This window comes from Agromyces sp. NPDC060279, assembly GCF_042726785.1.
Classification (GTDB): Bacteria; Actinomycetota; Actinomycetes; order Actinomycetales; family Microbacteriaceae; genus Agromyces.
Map to the genome: position 1 here is coordinate 12364 of NZ_JBHXBK010000010.1, position 17818 is coordinate 30181.

The window sequence follows — 17818 nt, forward strand, 5'->3', positions numbered from 1 at the left end:
GCACGGTGGGTGGGGTAGGGGGGTCCCCGCTTGGAGGAAAGTTCGGACAACCCTGGGGTGAACGGGCGGAACTGCGCGGCGGCTAGCGCTGGCGACGGCGGCGGATCAGCACGATCGCGAGCACGGCGCCTCCGGCGAGCAGGATGCCTCCCGCGACGAGTGCGATCGGCAGCGGGTCGACGCCGGTGCGAGCCATCGGCGGCGCCGCGTCGAACTCGTTCACCACGTCGATCCGCACCACGTCGCCCGAGCCGACGATCACCGAGGCCGTGCGCGGGTCGTCCGCGTGCGGGGTGAGCGTCGTGCGGGCGGCGCCCGCGGCATCCGTCTCGACGAGCTCGCAGGCCGCGCCCGTCGGCAGTTCCTCGTACACCGTCGTGAGCGAGCTCGCCTTCGAGAGCGTGCGGGTCGCCCCGCCCGGGATCTCGATCTGCACGCCCTCGCCGCCGTCGTCGCGGACGCAGGTGAGCTGCACCGTGAAGCTGCGGTCGGCAGCGGCCGCCGCGCCCGAGCCGGTGACGGTCTTCACGACCTCGATCGAGCCGAGCTCGAAGACGTTCGTCACGGTGAAGCTGCGCTCGACGCCGGGCTCGACGACGAAGGTCCCGCCCGGTTCGCCGTCCTCGTCGGTGATCCGCACCTCGTTCGCCCCGCCGGTGCCCGGCTCGCTGAGCTCGCACTCGGCCCGGGCCGGCAGCGGCTCGTAGTCGGCCTCGTAGCTGTTCGCCGCGTTCAGCACCCGCTCGGGGCCGCCCGGGATGTCGACCGGCACCGGCCCGCCGTCGAGCGGGACCGTGCAGGCGAGCGAGACCGTGAACGGCCCGGCCCCGTAGCGCTCGGCGCCGTCGCCCGTGCGCTCCTTCACGACGTGCAGCGAGCCGGCGAGGAAGGTGTTCGTCACCGTCACCTCGACGGGCTGCTGCCCGCCGACCAGGAACGGGCCGTCCGGCGAGATCGCGACCTCGTCGGCGAGGCCCGGGTCGGGCTCGGTCACGGTGCAGGACGCGCCGGCGGCGAGCCCGTCGACCTCGGTCGTCCACTCGCCCTCGGGCGTCGGCAGCACGAGGTCGCCGTCCCAGACGGTGCGGATGCCGGAGTCGTCCGAGAGCACGCACTCGAGGTGCAGCGTGAACGGGCCCTGACCGAAGTCCTCGGCGCCGGGGCCGACGCTCGCCTTCTCGATGACGACGCCAGCCGTGTCGAAGACGTTGTCGGCGACCACCTGCACGGTGGGCTCGCCGCCGTCGAGCGGGGTGAGACTGACGTCGACCCGCGGGCCCGGTCCGGTCTCGGGGGCGCCGTCGCCCACCGTCACCGTGAGCGTCGTGCTCGCGGCGCCCTTGTCGTCGGTCTCCTCGACGGCGCACTGCGCGCCCGCGGGGAGCCCGGTGAGTTCGACCCGCTCGCCGTCGGCCAGCACGACCGCCATCGGCTGCCCGGCCGGGTAGCCGTCGGCGACGACGTCCTCGCCGAGGTAGCTGCAGCTCACCTCGAAGGCGAAGGGACCGTAGGCGACCGGCTCGCCGTGCTCGTCGACCGCGGCGCTCGTGACCTGCTTCTCGAGCGCGAAGCCGGCGAGCTCGTAGACGTTCTCGAGCTCGACGAGGCCGACGGGGTCGGTGTCGCGGCCGACGACGGCGGTGGTCGACGAGGAGCTCGTCTCCCCGTTCGCGCCCGGCACCTCGCTGAGCTCGCACTCGGCACCCCACGGCAGGTCCTCGACGGTCTGCACCTCGTCGGCGACGAGGGTCAGCTCGATCGGCGGCAGCACCGTCTCGACGGGCGTGCCGATCGCCGAAGTGCACGTGAGCCGCACCTGGAACTCGTCCGGCGCGAACGCCGCACCGTCGCCGCTCACCCGCTTCACGACCTCGAGCGGTCCGGTCGCGAGGGCGACGCCGACGCGGCGGCCCTCGCTCGGCAGCACGCTCCCCGTGCCCGAGCTGCCGCCCATCGCCGCGGTGTTCCAGGCGATCGTGTCGGGCCCGGCCGTCGGCGAGACCGCGGGGCTGCGGGTCTGGAAGGTGAAGTCGACCTCCTCGCCGGGCTGCAGCTGCGCGCTCGTGAACAGGAACTCGACCTTGATGCTCGTCACCGTCGCCGGGTCGAGCGAGTCGATCGGCACCCACGCGCCCGGCGGGCACGTCGCACCCGGCGAGCTCAGCTCGACCGTGCACGGGTCGGCGGCGGTCGTGCCGTAGACCGTGAACGAGTCCGGGATCCGCGATCCGCCGACGGACTGCGGCGTGACGTTGCCGACCCAGAGCGGCGTCCACTCGGAGCCGCGCGGCAGGCTGACGTACGCGCCCGAGTCGCCGGGCGTCGGCAGCCGGTCGATCGAGATGACCCGGTCGGCCGGGATCGTGCCCGTGTTCTGGCCCGCGACGAGCCAGGTCTCCGTCGTCCCGGGCTTCGTCACCGGCACGCACGGCGCGCGGTAGAAGTCGGCGACGGCCGGCGCGCAGGCGGCGCTCGCCGAGGGGTCGTCGACGTTCTGCACGCCGAGCCCGTCGTCGGCCTTCACGAACTTCGCGGCGCGCAGCGCCCCGACGTTCGCGGGGTACACGACCGTGGTGTCGGAGCAGTCCTCGTGCGGCCCGGCGGTGCCCTCGCAGAAGTCGAAGGGCCGGTCGGCGGTGACGTCGACGGCGTTCGTGATCTCCTGGCCGGCGGAGACGCCGGGGCGGAACATGAGCATCACGGTGATCGTGTACGTCTGGCCGGGTTCGAGCACGGTGCCGTCGGGGAAGCGGAACTCGATCGTGCTGCCGTCGGCCGCGACCGTCGTGGTGACGTCGTCGGGGTCGGTCGGCATGGGCGAGCCGTTCGCCGGGTCCGGGGCGTCGCCGGCCAGCGTGTACGCGTACGGCGAGCCGGAGAGCTCGGGGTCGAAGACGAGCAGCGGCTCGCCGTCCTGCATCGGGATGCGGTCGACGATCACGGGGTTCGAGATCGGCCCGGTGCCGCTGTTCAGCACCTCGAGCGTGAACGGGATCGCCGCGCCCGGATCCTGCACGCCGCGCGGCCCCTTGGTGACGACGACCGAGGTCTCGTAGTGCAGGTAGCGGGCCTGCGCCTCGGCGTCGTCGCTCTTCGTGTAGAGCGGGTCGCCCGAGCCGTTCTCGAGGAAGGAGTTCGCGGTCGCCTCCACCCGGTTCGTGAAGGTGCCGAGCTCGGTCTCCCCCGGCGCCGGCGTGTTGCCGTCGATCACGAGGTCGGTGCGCACGTCGCCGCCGCTGCGGAACTCGAGCCGCCGCTGCACGAAGAGCGGCATCTGCTGGAGCGGGTTCGCCGGGTTCTCCCACTGCGCGCCGTCGGCGCGGCTGAAGGTGAAGCGGAGGCCCTGCACGTCCTCGGGCTGCACGGTGGCGGGCAGCTGCGGGGTGGTGCCGGGGCTCCCCGTCACCCAGCTGCCGCCGGTGCGGGTGAGCGAGCCGTCGGGCTCCGCCGTGAAGGTGGCGCCCGTGAAGGCATCCACCTGCACCCGCGTGATCGGCGAGGTGAGGGTGAACATCGGACCGAAGTCGACGAAGTCGAAGGCGTTCCAGAACGTCGCCTCGTCGTCGGTGACGACGAGCTCGGACGCGCGGGCGGAGCCCGTCGGCCGGGCCGTGAGGTTCATCATGATCGGGTCGCGGTCCGCCTCGACCTGCGCCTGCGGCGAGAAGCTCTTGCCGGCGATGACGCCGATCTCGAGCGCGACGAGCCGCATCTGCGCGTCGTCGTCATCGGTCACGCGGTGCTGGTCGTTCACGCCGCCGAGGTCCTCGACGGCGCTCTGCGCGACGTTGTGCACGGGCGAGTCGGCCGCCGTGACCGGGGCGCCGCCGTCGCGGTGCGTGGCGCGGAGCCGCAGGTCCATGACGAGCCGGGTGTCGGCGCCCGAGGCGATGCGGCCCTCGTGCACGACGGCGATGCCGACCACGTCGGCGAGCTCGGTCGCCGACATGCCGGTCGCGGTCGCGATGCTGACCTCGTCGACGGCCCCGCCGGCCCGGGTCAGCTGCACGGTCGCGGTGACCGTGCCGCCCGGCACCGAGATGCTGACGATCCGGCGCAGGTCGAAGGCATCGAAGGCGCTCGGCCCGGTCTGGGCGGGCGAGGGGTCGCTCACGCTCAGCGTGTTCACCTGGGCGACGGTCGCGTTCGTGCCGATGATCGTCACCCGTCCGCTCGGGTAATCCTCGGGCGCGGTGCCGGCCGGTGGGATGCCGATGGGTCCGCCCGACCAGCCCTTCGTGACCGCGGTGTTGAGGGGCCGGTCGATGATCGAGATGACGTCGGCCGCGGTGTCGCGGATGACCTGCTCCTCGTCGACGTAGCCGGTCGCCGAGGCGGTGTTGTTCACGTCGCCCGCGGTATCGGTGTTGTAGAAGCGGGAGCCGAGCACCGGGTCGGGATCGCTCGACGGCACGCGGGCGAGGTCGCGCAGCTCGAAGACGAGGTCGAGGGCGCGGTCGTTGCCGCTCGAGCGGGCGACGCCGGTGCCGGGCAACGGGGCGTCGATGGGGGCGTCGGCTGCCTCGCGCGGCTCCGGGTACTCCTCGAACACGAGGCGCACGCCCGTGGTCGAGGCGCGCTCGGCGTCGCTCAGCCGGTAGCCGGGGAAGACGCCGGCGCAGGCGTCGCCCGCGCACGGGTTCGTCTCGGTGGGCACCCAGGCGGAGCCGTTCCAGAGCTGCACGGCGGCCACCCGGTCGTACTGCAGCCAGGGGTCCGCGGTGATCTCGGGGATCTCGACGAGGTCGAAGGCCTGGAACACGGATGCCGCGACCGCGGCGTCGTCGGCCGGCGGGTCGGCGGTGTCGGCGACGATCACCTGGTCGAGGTTCGAGTAGCCGCCGGTCGACCAGTGCAGCCGGGCCGTGGCCTGCTCGCCGCTGCGGGCGATCACGACGGGCGGGACGGGGTCGATCCACTCCTTGTCGATGAGGTCGCCCGTGCCGCCCTCGCCGGGGATCAAGTCGATGCTCGGGCACGGGTCGGGCGTCGTCGTCTCGGCGGGATCGACCCCGGGGGCGGTCGCTCCGGCGGAGGCGCAGTTCGGCACCGGCTGGTCGCCGCCCGACGCGGGCCCCGAGCCGTCGCGCAGCTGATCGCGCAGGGCGCTCGTGAAGTTTGGCTGCACCGTGGTGCCCGGCGGGAAGCCGTTCGGGTCGTCGAACTGGAACCGCAGGCCGCCGATGTCGTCGCGGAGCTCGGGCGGCACCGTCATCGAGAACGGGTTCGGCGTGGTCACGTGGTCGGCGCCGTCGAACACGACCCACTGCTGCTCGGACACGCTCCAGTAGCTCACGGTGAGCGTCGCGCCCGGCGGGATGTCGGTCTTCGTGATCGCGACGACGTCGAAGCTGTTCCACCAGCCGGGGTCGGGGATGGTCTCGGGGTCCTGCACGACGATCTGCGTCGCCGCGGTCGTCGACTCGGGCTTCAGCAGCTGCGTCGGCAGCTGCACGGTCGCGAGCTCGCCGGCGACCGAGGGGATGCTGCCGGGGTTGATCTTCTTCGTCGTCTCGAGCACGAGGAGCTTCTCGAGGATCGTGAGCTCGGCGGTGTCCTCGTCGGTGGCGGTGGCGCCGCCGGACTCGCCCTCGACGCCCACGGTGTTCGGGATCGTCAGCGGCCCGACGAGCGAGGGGTCGGTCGCGACGCCGAAACGGATGCCGGCTTCGGCACCCTCCGTGATGGTGCCGGTGTACTCCACAGTGAAGCCGGCGACGGTCTTCGCGGGGTCCGGCGCGGGCGGGTCGACGCCCTCCTCGAGGTCGTAGACGGGGCTCGTGGTGCCGTCGTCGTAGCGGTAGACGAGGGTCGCGGCATCCGCGCCGGCCGGCCAGCCGATGGGCGCCGTGAAGCCGTCGAAGGCGGCGTCGCTCGTGAAGTCGCCCGTAGCGGGTTCGGTCACGGTCATCCGGTCGAGCTCGGTCTCTCCGCTGTTCTTTGCGACGATGCCGACCTCGCTCGGCTCGCCGGGCAGCACCTCGGCCGGGTCGAAGGCCTTCTCGACGTCGACGACGACGGGGTCGAGCACGATGCGGTAGTCGTCGCTCGCGGTGCCGCGCTCGGCGTCGTCGCCGCGGCCGACCTCGCTGGCCGCGGTGTTCTGCACGGTGGTGGGCTCGGCGAGCCCGTCGACGGCGTCGCCCTGCACGAGCGTCGCGGTCACCCCGGCCTGGGCGCCGGGCGGGATGGTGGCCTCGCCCGAGGAGTTCGTGAACTCGACGCGGAAGCCGCCGGCGTCGGCCGCCGCGGGGGCGGGCGGCGGGGTGGGCAGCGCGGGCGCGGTAACGGGCGGGCCGGGCACCCAGCTCGAGGTGGCGGGGTCCCAGTAGGAGAGCACGGCGGTGTCCGCGCCCTCCGGGTACGTGACCGCGTCGACGGACTGCAGGTCGAGGAGGTCGAAGGCGCCTGACTGGCCGGGGTCTGCGGGGTCGCTGATGACGAGCCGGTCGACCGAGCCGTTCGAGGTGTTCGTGCCGCCGAGCACGGCGGTGAGCTCGGTGCCCGGCGCGGCGACGGCCGAGGCCGGCTCGATGGTCTTGGTGGCCTCGGTGGCGAGTTCGAGGTCGACCACCGGGGTGACGGCGATGCTGCCCTGGGCCTCGTCGGCGTTCGTCGCGCTCGCGGTCGCGGTGTTCGTGATCGGCTGCCCGTTGAGGTCGTACGGCATGGGGTCGGGTGCCTGCACGGTGATCGTGACGGTCGCGGTGGTGTTGTCGAGGAGGCCGAGCCGGCCGTCGCCGAGGTCCTGCGCGAAGACGACCTCCACGTCGCTGCCGTCGATCGTCGGGGTCTGCGCCGTCGCGCCGCTCACGGCGGCGGAGACCGGCACGAAGGGGGCGGGCACGGCGTCGCTCAGCGTCGCGCCCTCGCACCCCGTGTCGGTGATCGAGGAGCAGGACACCTGCACCGTGTAGCTGAAGGTGTCGCCGGGCCGCACCTCGGTGACGGAGGCCTGCTTGCGCACCTCGAGCACGCTGGTCGGCGCGGCCTGCGCGGGCATGGCCCCGAGCGGCACGGCGAGCGCCGCGCCCACCGCGATGGCGATCCCGCCAGACAGGATCCTCCGGATGCGTCGTGACACGGCCATGACTCCCCCTCCACGCCGAGGCGGCCAGCCGGTCTTCGCCGGCCAGCGGCGCCCTCGCTCATTCAACCGGAGCAGCGGGTCCGCTGTCGAGGGTTCGGCGAGTACCGTGGAGGCATGTACACGAGCTACGCCGCCATCGGCGACAGCTTCACCGAAGGCGTCGGCGACGAGCTGCCCGACGGCTCGGTGCGCGGCTGGGCCGATTTCGTCGCCCTCGGGCTCGCCGCCCACGCGCGCGAACCCGTCCGCTACGCCAACCTCGCCATCCGCGGCCGCAAGCTCGGCCCGATCATCGAGGAACAGGTGGAGGCGGCCATCCGGCTCCGCCCCGAGCTGATCAGCTTCAACGGCGGCGGCAACGACATCATGCGGCCGCGGATGGACGAGGCGGCCGTCGCCGAGCGCTTCCGCGAGGCCGTGCTGCGCATCCGCGCCGCGGGGGTCCATGTGCTCATGCTGAGCGGCGCGAACCCCAGCGACCACCTGCCGATGGGCCGCATGATGGACTCGCGCGGCGCCCGGCTCACCCGTGCGCTCGCCGACGTGGGCGAGCTCGACGGCGTGACCTTCGTCGACAATTTCTCCGATCGCGGCCTCCGCGACATCCGGTACTGGTCCCCCGACAAGCTGCACCTGAACTCGCTCGGCCACGCGCGCGTCGCGAGCAACGTGCTCACCGCGCTCGGCGTGCCCGTGCCCGCCGAGTGGGGTGTCGAGGAGGTCGCCGCGGCGCCGGCCGGCCCGCGCAGCCGCAACACGGCGGCGTACTACCGCGAGTTCGTGCTGCCGTGGATCGGCCGGCGCCTCACCGGGCGCAGCTCCGGCGACGGTCGGACGGCGAAGCGGCCCGTGCTCGAGCCCTTCTCGCTGCCCTAGGCGGGGCTGAGCGGCTCAGCCTGCGGATGCCTCAGCCGCGCACGTTCGCGACGAAGTCCCTGGTGCGCCGCGCGAGGCCCTCGATGCGGCGCAGCGCCTGCCAGCCGTCGCGGACCTCCGCGGGCGCGAGCGGCGCGTGCAGGCGCACGTTCTCCTGGCAGGAGAGGTCGGCGCAGAGGTAACTGCCGAGCGAGTCGCCCTTCGCCCCCGCCGGGCCCGCCCGCCGCGCCGAGAAGAGCGTCACCTGGTCGGCCGGCTGCTGCGTGTGGCAGAGGTTGCAGATCGCCGCGCGATGGCGGGACATCGTCGTCTCGGCCGCGCGCAGCACGATCCCCACGGGCTCCTCGTCGAGGAGCGTCACGAGGTAGCCGAGCCGCCGGTTCGAGCGGTCGCGCCAGGCGAGCGCGTCGAGCCGTTCCCACTCGGCGACGAGCACCTCGATCGGCAGCTCGAACTGCTCGAGCTCGGCCGGCGTGGCGTTGACGAACGAGCCGCGGATCTCCGCCTCGCTGAGCGCGCGCATGCCTCTCCCTCCGACCCAGCCACCCTACGCCCGGTGGCGGCGGCCGGCTGCCCAGCGAGGCCCCTGGGCGGCGCGTTCAGCTTGCTCGGTGCAGCAGGGCGGGGCGCGGCCGGTCGTCGGAGACCGGCTTCCAGCCCTCCGGGGTCCGGCGGTACGTCGCCCGCGGGCCCTCGGCGACGAGCTGCTCGAGGGCGGCGAGGAAGCGGTCGATCTCGGCCTCGCCCGTGCCGAGCCCGACGCTCGCCCGCAGCCCGTTCGAGCGGCTCGCGACGCGGTCGAAGAGCGGGTGGGCGCAGAAGCGGCCGGCCCGCACCGAGACGCCGTGCTCGGCGGAGAGCGCGGCCGCGAGGAGCCCGACCGAGCCGCGCTCGAGCTCCAGGGTGACGATGCCGAGCGCCTCGGGAGCGTCGTCGAAGGCCCGGATCCGGCGAACCCCGGCGAGCCCGTCGATGCCCGCGCCCAGACGCGCGGCGAGCGCCGACTCGTGCGCCTCGCGCGCCGGCTCGCCCAGGCGCTCGAACTCGGCGAGCGCCGCGGCGATCGCCGCCGCGCCGAGCACGTTCGGCGTGCCGGCCTCGTGCCGCTCGGGCCCGGTCCGCCAGGAGACGGCGTCGAGCGAGACGTCGGCGACCGCACCGCCGCCAGCGAGGTAGGGGGCCGCGGCGCCGAGCCAGTCGGCCCGGCCGACGAGGGCGCCGGCGCCGTACGGCGCGTAGGCCTTGTGCCCGGAGAAGGCGAGGTAGTCGGCGCCGGACTCGGCGAGGGAGATGCGCCGGTGCGGCAGGAGCTGCGCGGCATCCACGGCGATCCGGGCGCCGTGCGCGTGGGCGAGCTCGGCGAGCCGGGCGATGGGCAGCAGCTCCCCCGTCACGTTCGACGCGCCGGTGACGGCGAGGAGGGCGGCGGGACATCGGGCGAGCTCCGCCTCGAGCGCGAGCAGCGTGCCCTCGATGCTCGGCTGCGCGACGACGACGCGGCGGCTCCGCCAGGGCAGCAGGTTCGCGTGGTGCTCGAGGTCGAGCACGACCACGTCGCCCGGGACCGCGCTCGCCAGCAGATTGAGCGCGTCGGTCGTGTTGCGGGTGAACACGACGACGTCCTCCTCGCGGGCCCCAACGTGCCGGGCGACGGCCGCCCGGGAGCCCTCGACGAGCTCCGTCGCGAGCTCGGAGGCGTAGCCGGTGCCGCGGTGCACGCTCGAGTACCACGGGGTGATCTCGGCGACGTGCTGGGCCACCGCGACGAGCGGCGGCGCGGAGGCGGCGAGATCGAGGTTCGTGTGCGGCACCCGGTCGCCGCCGAGCACGGGGACGACGAGCCCCCGGTCGGCGAGCTCGGCGAGCGGCATCAGCGCGGTCTCCGTCGCCCGCGCCTTCCGTTCCGCCACCGTGCTCGCTCCAGTCATGCGGCGACGCTACGACCGCCGGGCGGAGCCCGCCAGCGCCCCGGTCACACACCGGAACGCGGCGTCACACGGCGTCATGCGTCCCGGCATCCGCCGCGGCTCAGCCGTGCAGCGCGCCGAGCGCGGTGTGCACGCTGCCGGGGCGGCCGAGGCCGAGGTGCTCGCGCAGCGTGGTCCCCTCGTAGGCGCGCGGCAACAGCCCGCGGCGCTGCAGTTCGGGCGCGACGAGCGAGGTGAACGCTTCGAACTGGGACGGCTGCACCGCGGACAGCACGTTGAAGCCGTCGACCGCGCCGGCCTCGCCCCAGGCCTCGAACTCGGTCGCGACGTCGTCGGCGGTGCCGACGATGATCGGCGCCGTCACGGCCGCCGCGACGACGAGGTGCCGCAGCGTCGGCGGACGGAAACCGCCCGGCGTGCGGCCGGTGCGCTCCGCGACGATCTCGACGAGCTGCTGCCCGGCCTGGCCGAACTGCGCGGCGATCGCGGGCGTGACGGCGAGGTCCGGGGACACGCCCTGCAGGTCGACGCCCACGAGCGGCGAGAGGCTCGCGAGCGAGCGCTCGGCGGGGAAGCCGGGCGGCGGCCCGTCGGGCCAGTCCTCGACGAGCCGGACGAGCTCCGAGAGCTCGTCGGCGATGGCCTGCGCGCCCGCCCGCGTCTCGGCGACGATCGGCAGCACCGGAGCGATGACCTTCAGCGTGCGGTCGTCGCGGCCGGACTCGAAGGCGAGCGCGCGCAGCTCCTCGCGCACCGCGACGGCGTGGGCGAGGTCGTCCGCCGCGACAAGGGCGAGGTCGGCGCTGCGGGCGGCGATGAGCCGGGAGGCCGGCGAGGCCCCGGAGCGGATGATGGGCGGATGCCCCTGCACGGGGCGCACGGCGTTCAACGCTCCGTCGACCCGCAGATGCGTGCCGCGGAAGCGCGCCTCGTGCACGCCGTCCGGGTCGAGGAAGTCGCCGGTCGAGGCATCCGCGACGATCGCGTCGTCGTCGAAGGAGTCCCAGAGCCGCTTCAGCACTGTCTCGAACTCGACCGCCCGCTCGTAGCGGCTCGGGTGCACCCGCTCGGCGTCGAGGCCGTGATTGCCGGCCGCCCTGGCGTCGGCGGTCGTGACGAGGTTCAGCCCGACCCGCCCGCCCGAGAGCAGATCGATCGAGGCCGTCGCCCTGGCGACCGAGTAGGGGTCGGCGTAGCTCGAGTCGACCGTGGCGACGAGCCCGATGCGCTCGGTGACGGCCGCGAGGTGCGCGACGGCCGAGAGCGGGTCGATGCGGGCGAGCAGGTACGGGTCGCGGTGCGCGAGCTCGGGCCCGGTCGAGAGCCAGTCGCCGAAGAAGAGGTGGTCGAGGCGGGCGCGCTCGGCGAGCCGGGCCGTCAGCCGGAGCACCCCGGCGTCGCCGCGCGGATCGCGGTGCGCGCCCGGGTAGCGCCAGCCGGAGGGGTAGGCGCCGAGCGCGCGCACCATGGCGCCGATGATGAGCCTCGTCATGCTGCGCCTCCCCCGGTCCCGCGCCCGGATCGGGCCCGTCCCGACGACGGTAGGCGGGGGCGGCGAGGCTCGCGAGCCCCCGCCGACGCACGGGGTAAGACGGCGCAACACGCGGCCACACAGCCGACGCCGGCGCTCAGCGGATTCGCAGGAACCGCGGCGTCATGTTCGGCGGTGCGGGCCGTCTCACAGTCGAGGCGGGTGCGCAGCGGATCCCCCGATCCTGGGCGCCCGTTCGCCGCGAGAGCCTGCTCCGGCGGCGACCCCCGGGCTCCGAGCCCGGGGGCTCCCAGCCTCGGCGCCCCGGCCCCGCACGACTCCCCCAACCCCGAGTTGCCCGACGTTCATGAAAGTCGGGCAACTCGGGGTTCTGCGGCGGGCGGCGGCTCAGTCCTCGCGGCGGCGGGCGCTGTGGCGCGGCTTGCGGGCGGGCGGTCCGCTCCGCTCGTCGTCGCGCCGCGAACCGCGGTCGTCGTCGCGCCGGCGGCCTCGATCCCCGTCGCGGTCGAAGCGCTGCGGGCCGCCGCGGTCGGGCCGCAGCTCGATCAGCCGCCCCGAGATGCGGGTGCCCTCGAGCCGGTCGAGCACGTCGCGCGGCAGCTCGGCGGGCAGCTCCACGAGCGAGAAGTCGCCCCGGATCTGGATGCGCCCGAAGTCCTCGCGGCGCAGGCCGCCCTCGTTCGCGAGCGCGCCGACGATCTGCCGCGGCTCGACGCGGTGCCGGCGGCCGACCGCGATGCGGTAGCTCTGCAGCTCCCCGGCGTCGCCGCGGCGACGGCGCTCGGGCCGCTCCCGGCCGCCGTCGCGATCGTCGCGGTCGCGGCGCTCGCGGCCGCGCTCGTCGCCGTCGCGCTGCCGGCCGCGCCGCTCCTCGTCGCGCCGCCCGCGCTCGAAGCGGGGCTCGGGGTCGGGCTCGAGCAGCAGCGGCTCCTCGCCCTGACCGACCACGGCGAGCGCGGCGGCCACGTCGACCTCGGGCACGTCGTGGTGCCGCACGTAGTGGGCGATGATGTCGCGGAACGCCTCGATGCGGCTCGTCTCGTCGAGCGCCGCGGTGATGCGGTCGTCGAAGCGGGTGAGCCGGGTCTCGTTCACCTCGTCGACGCTCGGCAGCGGCATCTGCGCGATCGGCTGGCGCGTCGCCTTCTCGATGCGGGCGAGGAGGCCCCGCTCGCGCGGCGTCACGAAGCTGATCGCGTCGCCCGAGCGCCCGGCGCGGCCAGTGCGGCCGATGCGGTGCACGTACGGCTCGGAGTCGGTCGGGATGTCGTAGTTCACGACGTGGCTGATGCGGTCGACGTCGAGGCCGCGGGCCGCGACATCCGTCGCCACCAGGATGTCGAGCGCGCCCGACTTCAGCTGCTCGACCGTGCGCTCCCGCTGCGCCTGGGCGAGGTCGCCGTTGATCGCGGCGGCGGAGAAGCCGCGGGCGCGCAGCTTCTCGGCGAGCTCCTCGGTGGCGTTCTTCGTGCGGACGAAGACGATCATGCCCTCGAAGTTCTCGACCTCGAGGATGCGGGTGAGGGCGTCGAGCTTCTGCGCGTGCGAGACGACGAGGTGGCGCTGGGTGATGTTCGCCGAGGTCTGCGTCTTGCCGGCGACGCGCACCTCCTCCGGGTCGTGCAGGTACTGCTGCGACATCCGTCGGATCATCGCCGGCATCGTGGCGGAGAACAGCGCCACCTGCTTGTCGTCGGGCGTGTCGGCGAGGATCGACTCGACGTCCTCGGCGAAGCCCATGCGCAGCATCTCGTCGGCCTCGTCGAGCACGAGGTAGCGGATGCCGGAGAGGTCGAGCGTGCCACGGTCGAGGTGGTCCATGATGCGGCCGGGCGTGCCGACGACGACGTGGACACCGCGGCGGAGGGCCGAGAGCTGCACGCCGTAGCCCTGCCCGCCGTAGACCGGCAGGATGTGCACGCCGGGCAGGTGCGCGGCGTAGCGCTCGAAGGCCTCGCAGACCTGCAGCGCGAGCTCGCGGGTCGGGGCGAGCACGAGCGCCTGCGGCTCGCGCACGTCGAGGTCGAGGCGGGCGAGGATGGGCAGCGCGAACGCCGCGGTCTTGCCGGTGCCGGTCTGGGCGAGGCCGACGACGTCGCGGCCCTCGAGGAGCAGCGGGATGGTGGCGGCCTGGATGGCGGAGGGCGTCTCGTAGCCGACGTCGTCGAGCGCGGCGAGCACGGGGCCGTCGAGGCCGAGCGCGGCGAAGCCGGAGGGCGAGGCCGGCGCGGCGGGGGGTGCTGCGTCGGCCGGGTCGGGCGTCGGGAAGTCGTCTGAGGTCACGCTCCAGGGTAGTCCTCGCAGGATGTTCAGCGCCTGTGCAGCTCGAAGCGCTACGGTCGAAGCCTGGTCCCCACGGCCGTTCTCGACTATGACGCGCACGCTCCCCCCGCCCTCAGCCACGTCGGCCGCCGCCCCTGCCCGCGGCGCACGGCGCGGGGTCGGCCGCCGCCGCGCCGTCGCGGTGCTGGCGCTCGCGTTCACGGCGGTCGTGCTGCTCGGCCTCGTGCCCGGCTTCGTCGGTTCGGCGGTGTCGACCGCGCTGCCCTGGCTCGGGCTCCTGCTGGTGCCGCTGCTCGTCGCCGCGATCGCGGTGCGCGGCCGGATCTGGCTGGTCGCCCTCGTGCCCACGATCGCCTGGGCCTTCGCGGTCGGCCCTTCCTTCGCCTGGCTGCCCGCGCCGGACGGCGGGGGCGACGCGGCGGCGGCGGACGCTGCGGACGCGCCGGCCGAGCTCGTCTTCGCCAGTCAGAACGTCGAGGCCCTCTCGGGCACGGCGGCCGACTCGGCGACCACCCTCGTCGAGGCGGGCGCCGACGTCATCGCCCTCACCGAGCTGGAGGGCGACGCCAGGGAGCAGGCGGATGCCGCGCTCGAGGCGAGCCATCCGTACTCCTATGCGGTGGGCACCGTCGGCATCTGGAGCACCTCCCCCATCTCCAACGCCCGGCCGCTCGAGCTCGGCCTCGGCTGGAACCGGGCGCTCACGGTCGACATCTCGGCGCCCGCGGGGCTCGTCAGCGTCTACGTCGTGCACGCCGCCTCGCTGCGGCCCGGCGCCCAGTCCGACCGCGACACCATGCTCGACGAGCTCGCCGCCGTCATCGACCGCGACGAGAACGAGCGCGTGGTCGCGCTCGGCGACTTCAACGCGGCGTCGACCGATCCCGCGCTCGCGAGCATCCGGCGCACGCTGAGCGAACCGGGGCAGTCCGAGCCGTCCTTCGGCTTCACCTGGCCGGCGGCGTTCCCGGTCGCCCGCATCGACCATCTCTTCCAGCGCGGGCTGACCCCGGTCGAGAACACGGTGCTGCCGGCCGGCGCGAGCGATCACCTCGCGGTGCTCACAACGCTGCGCTACTGAGCGCGGCCGGGGTCGCGCCGCACAGCCGCCGCCCAGCCGGCGCCAAGGCTCCCCCGTTACCGTCGTCCCATGATCGATCGGGGGATGGCGGCGCAGACGGCGCCGCAGGTGCGGATGCCGCGGGGGCGGCAGTTCGCGGTGACGTGGGCGATTCCGAGCGACTACGGCGGCATGACCCAGGCGATGCTCGCCCGCTGCGCCTCCTTCGCGCGGCTCGCGGGCACCCCGGTCGACGTGCTGACCTTCGACGCCCATCCCGACGTGCCGGGTCTCGCGGCGGGCCTCCGCGCCCGCGGCGCGCTCGCCGACGGCGTGCGGCTGCAGAATCTCTACGAGTGGCTGCGTGAGCAGCCGCTGCCGGGCGGCTCGCTCCGCCTCGACCGCGACGCCTTCACCCCGCTCGGCGAGATGGACGCCGACGAACTGCTGCGCCGCGGCGACCGCGTGATGGCGCGGCTCCGGCACGACGAGTCCGGTCGGCTGCTGCAGATCGACCACTTCCGCGCCGACGGCACGCTGCTGCTGAGCGACCGCCGCGACACGAAGGAGCGCGGCGTGCTCGGCGGCCGCTCGGTCGTGCTCTGCGATGCGCACGGCGAGCCGGTGCGCTCGTGGGCGCGCATCTGGCACCTCTACACCGCCTGGCTCGACGCGCTCACCGCCGGTGAACGCAGCTTCATGATCGTCGACAGCAAGACGATCGCCCCGTTCGTGCTCGGCTACCGGCGCAAGCACGTCGTCACGGCACACGTCGTGCACGCCTCGCACCGCTCGGGCGGCGGCGAGACGCATCCGGTCCGCGCCTCCCGGCGGGAGGTCTTCGACCGGATCGACGAGTTCGACCTCGTCGCCCTGCTGTCGAAGCGCCAGGCGCAGGAGGTCGCCGAGCTCGTCGGCGCCCGGCCCAACGTGGTCGTCATCTCCAACGCGCGCCCCGCCCGGGCCGACGCCGCACCGACGATCGTGCGCCCGCGCGCCGGCGGCGTGGTGCTCGCCGCCCTCACCCGCCGCAAGCGGGTGCAGGACGCGGTGCGCGCGATGGCCATCGCGAACGCGGGACGGGCGACGCCCGTGCGGCTCGACGTGTACGGCGACGGGGAGTGCCGCGCCGAGGTCGAGGCGCTCGCCGCCGACGCGCCGGGCGTGGTGCTGCACGGCTACGACCCGTCGGCGAGGCAGCACCTCGACGGGGCCTCCTTCATGCTGCTGAGCTCGCGCTCGGAAGGGTTCCCGCTCGTCCTCGTCGAGAGCATGGCGGCCGGGTGCCTGCCGATCGCCTACGACATCCGCTACGGCCCCGCCGACCTGATCCGCGACGGGCGGAACGGCTTCCTCGTCCCGGAGGGCGACGTCGCCGGGCTCGCCCGGGCCGTGCAGCGGCTGGAGGCGATGCCCGCCGCCCGCGTGTCGGCGATGCGCCGTCGCGCCATGCAGGCCGCCCGAGACTTCGACGAGGACCGGGTCGTCGCGAAGTGGGCGCTCGAGTTCGAGCGCGCCCTCGAGCGGCGGCGCGCGGCGCCGCCCTCCCGCGCGCAGCGGCTGCGCCGCGCCGTGTCGCGCTCGCCGCTCGGCCCGGTGCTGCGCGCCGTGCTCCGCCCCGTCCGCTCGCGGCGCTGAGCCGAGGCATCCGCGGTATCGATGTCGCCGGTGCGGCGTACGGTGCAGACGTGGACGACCGCTGCGCGCTGACGGATGCCTCGGGCGCCCCCTGCCCGAACCCGGCGGCGCCCGGTGCGCCGCTCGCGCTCTGCACGGGCCACCTCGCCGTCGCACTCGACTGGGCCGAGGGCGAGTTCGGCGCGCGCGGCCTGCTGCTCTCGCCCTGCCTCGCCTGCGGGGGCCGCGTCGGCCTGCGGTATCCGGGCGGCACGCTGTGCGAGCGCTGCGGCTGGCGCGCCGGCGACGTGCCCGACCGGGAATTCGGCGCCCCCATCGTCGAGGTCGTCTACTACCTGCGCTACGACGACCGCGTCAAGATCGGCACGAGCGGACGGCTGCGCGCCCGCGTCGCCGCGCTCCCGCACGACGAGCTGCTCGCACTCGAACCCGGCGGCCGAGCGAGCGAGCGCCGCCGGCACGAGCAGTTCGCGGCCTCGCGCATCCCGGGCACCGAGTGGTTCGAGCGCACGGCCGCGCTCGACGCGCATATCGCCGCGCTCGCCCTCGGCGTCGACGATCCGTGGGCGCAGTACGACGAGTGGGTGGCGGCCCGCGCGACCGCGTTCGCCTGAGGCCGGGTCACACCCGGCGGATGCTGACGGCCTTCCACCCCTCCGGGATCTGCGCCTTCGCCGCGGCCGTCGCCGTCTGCTCGTCGGCGCCGTCGGCCTCGACGACGACCGCCTCGCCCGAGGCCGGGTTCGTCGCGATGATCGTGACCTTCATGTCTTCGACCGTACGTCGCGCCTCCGACGAGCGCACCCCCTCGGCGACCCGCGACGACCCGCAGCGACACGGACGCGGGCACGGACGCGGGTACGGAAAAGGCCCGGTTCACGGTCTCACACCGTTCCCCGGGCCACCCCATTCCGTGCGTTGATCGCTCCCTAGTGCGACAGCTTCATTCCACCCCGTGCGGGCGCTGCACGATAGGGGTTGACAGCGAGGACGCGAGGGGCATCTCGAACATCCCGCCCGAACGAGAAAGCCCGGAACTCGATGAGTTCCGGGCTTTTTGGTAGCGAGGGCGGGACTCGAACCCGCGACACCACGATTATGAGCCGTGTGCTCTAACCACCTGAGCTACCCCGCCGCAAGGCCTCCGGCCGAAGCCGGGAACCAGAGCCCCGAGTCAGGATTGAACTGACGACCCCTTCCTTACCATGGAAGTGCTCTACCACTGAGCTATCGGGGCGCGTCGCCGCGTTCGGCAACCGTTCGAGGATAGCACCTCGGCGGCTCACCGCCGAATCGAGGACGGCCGTCGCGAACAAGCCCGTCGGACCCGTCGCGTACAGTGAGCGCTATGACGAGCGAGTGGTGGCGGACGGCCGTGATCTACCAGATCTACCCGCGCAGTTTCGCGGACGCGAACGGTGACGGCATGGGCGATCTCGCGGGCATCACCG

10 protein-coding genes and 2 tRNA genes are annotated in these 17818 nt (G+C 74.2%); 4 read left to right on the plus strand and 8 right to left on the minus strand.

Annotated elements, in window-relative coordinates; translation table 11 throughout:
* Positions 1 to 82: 82 nt before the first annotated feature.
* Positions 83 to 7090, minus strand: a complete 7008-nt coding sequence (locus ACFWE1_RS17375; RefSeq protein ID WP_376934743.1) for a DUF5979 domain-containing protein — start codon at positions 7088 to 7090, stop codon at positions 83 to 85.
* A gap of 114 nt (positions 7091 to 7204) precedes the next feature.
* On the opposite strand from ACFWE1_RS17375, the gene ACFWE1_RS17380 reads away from it, so the two are divergent.
* Positions 7205 to 7966 carry an SGNH/GDSL hydrolase family protein gene (locus ACFWE1_RS17380; protein WP_376934744.1) on the plus strand — a complete coding sequence of 254 codons (762 nt, stop codon included), beginning with the start codon at positions 7205 to 7207 and terminating at the stop codon, positions 7964 to 7966.
* Positions 7967 to 7997: 31 nt separating this feature from the next.
* Here ACFWE1_RS17380 and ACFWE1_RS17385 read toward each other — a convergent pair whose 3' ends face one another.
* From ACFWE1_RS17385 to ACFWE1_RS17400, 4 genes are all read right to left on the minus strand, one after another.
* Positions 7998 to 8489 carry an FBP domain-containing protein gene (locus ACFWE1_RS17385; protein ID WP_376934745.1) on the minus strand — a complete coding sequence of 164 codons (492 nt, stop codon included), beginning with the start codon at positions 8487 to 8489 and terminating at the stop codon, positions 7998 to 8000.
* Between the two features lie 76 nt (positions 8490 to 8565).
* A complete protein-coding gene (locus ACFWE1_RS17390) occupies positions 8566 to 9894 on the minus strand; it encodes an aminotransferase class V-fold PLP-dependent enzyme (RefSeq protein WP_376934746.1) in 1329 nt (442 codons plus the stop codon).
* A 100-nt stretch (positions 9895 to 9994) separates the two neighbouring features.
* Positions 9995 to 11386, minus strand: a complete 1392-nt coding sequence (locus tag ACFWE1_RS17395; protein ID WP_376934747.1) for an NtaA/DmoA family FMN-dependent monooxygenase — start codon at positions 11384 to 11386, stop codon at positions 9995 to 9997.
* 387 nt (positions 11387 to 11773) lie between these two features.
* The gene (locus ACFWE1_RS17400) at positions 11774 to 13669 is read right to left on the minus strand and encodes a DEAD/DEAH box helicase (RefSeq protein WP_376934748.1); all 1896 of its coding nucleotides are present in this window, start codon (positions 13667 to 13669) and stop codon (positions 11774 to 11776) included.
* Positions 13670 to 13757: 88 nt separating this feature from the next.
* On the opposite strand from ACFWE1_RS17400, the gene ACFWE1_RS17405 reads away from it, so the two are divergent.
* The 3 genes from ACFWE1_RS17405 (at position 13758) to ACFWE1_RS17415 (ending at position 16981) form a co-directional block, all read left to right on the plus strand.
* Positions 13758 to 14750, plus strand: coding sequence for an endonuclease/exonuclease/phosphatase family protein (locus ACFWE1_RS17405; RefSeq protein WP_376934749.1), 993 nt, complete (start codon positions 13758 to 13760; stop codon positions 14748 to 14750).
* Between the two features lie 69 nt (positions 14751 to 14819).
* Positions 14820 to 16367, plus strand: a complete 1548-nt coding sequence (locus ACFWE1_RS17410; RefSeq protein ID WP_376934750.1) for a glycosyltransferase — start codon at positions 14820 to 14822, stop codon at positions 16365 to 16367.
* Between the two features lie 50 nt (positions 16368 to 16417).
* On the plus strand, positions 16418 to 16981 hold the full coding sequence (locus tag ACFWE1_RS17415; protein ID WP_376934751.1) for a GIY-YIG nuclease family protein: 564 nt from the start codon (positions 16418 to 16420) through the stop codon (positions 16979 to 16981).
* A 7-nt stretch (positions 16982 to 16988) separates the two neighbouring features.
* Here ACFWE1_RS17415 and ACFWE1_RS17420 read toward each other — a convergent pair whose 3' ends face one another.
* The 3 genes from ACFWE1_RS17420 to ACFWE1_RS17430 form a co-directional block, all read right to left on the minus strand.
* A complete protein-coding gene (locus tag ACFWE1_RS17420) occupies positions 16989 to 17135 on the minus strand; it encodes a hypothetical protein (protein ID WP_243569395.1) in 147 nt (48 codons plus the stop codon).
* Positions 17136 to 17425: 290 nt separating this feature from the next.
* Positions 17426 to 17502 (minus strand) — tRNA-Met (locus ACFWE1_RS17425).
* Positions 17503 to 17532: 30 nt separating this feature from the next.
* Positions 17533 to 17604: transfer RNA gene (locus tag ACFWE1_RS17430), tRNA-Thr, on the minus strand.
* Between the last annotated feature and the right edge of the window lie 214 nt (positions 17605 to 17818).